The following is an 826-nucleotide window of genomic DNA, read 5'->3' as shown; positions in this document are numbered from 1 at the left end:
GCTGGTCCACCATCACGTTGATGGTATTTTTTAATTCGAGGATTTCGCCTTTTGCATCGGCGGTGATTTTTTTCGACAAATCGCCGTTCGCTACCGCCGTGGTGACGTCAGCGATATTACGCACCTGCCCCGTCAAGTTACCGGCCATGGAATTTACCGAATCGGTCAAATCTTTCCAGGTACCGGCTACGTCCGATACGTTTGCTTGTCCGCCGAGCTTTCCTTCAGTTCCCACTTCCCGCGCTACACGCGTTACTTCCGATGCAAATGAGTTGAGCTGGTCCACCATCACGTTAATGGTATTTTTTAATTCGAGGATTTCACCTTTTGCATCCGCCGTGATTTTTTTCGACAAGTCTCCATTGGCTACCGCTGTGGTTACATCGGCGATGTTACGCACTTGTCCGGTCAAATTACCGGCCATGGAATTTACCGAGTCGGTCAAATCTTTCCAGGTACCGGCTACGTCCGATACGTTTGCTTGCCCGCCGAGTTTTCCTTCCGTTCCCACTTCGCGCGCAACGCGCGTTACTTCCGATGCAAACGATGAAAGCTGGCCCACCATCACGTTAATGGTGTCTTTCAATTCGAGGATTTCCCCTTTTACATCCACGGTGATTTTTTTTGACAAATCACCCCGCGCTACCGCGGTGGTTACTTCCGCAATATTACGCACCTGTCCAGTCAGGTTGGATGCCATGAAATTCACGTTATCGGTAAGGTCTTTCCAGGTGCCACCCACACCTTTTACTTGCGCCTGTCCGCCGAGCTTTCCTTCCGTACCTACTTCACGCGCTACACGCGTTACTTCTGACGCAAATGACGA

1 protein-coding gene is annotated in these 826 nt (G+C 50.7%); it reads right to left on the bottom strand.

Annotated elements, in window-relative coordinates:
- A partial coding sequence (locus A596_RS23380; protein ID WP_200882960.1) for a HAMP domain-containing protein occupies positions 1–826 on the bottom strand: 826 nt, incomplete at both ends.

The sequence above is a fragment of the Cellvibrio mixtus subsp. mixtus J3-8 genome, from assembly GCF_000766945.1.
Classification (GTDB): Bacteria; Pseudomonadota; Gammaproteobacteria; order Pseudomonadales; family Cellvibrionaceae; genus Cellvibrio; species Cellvibrio mixtus_A.
The sequence above is the reverse complement of the archived record's forward strand: the minus strand, read 5'-3'. Positions and strand labels throughout refer to the sequence as shown.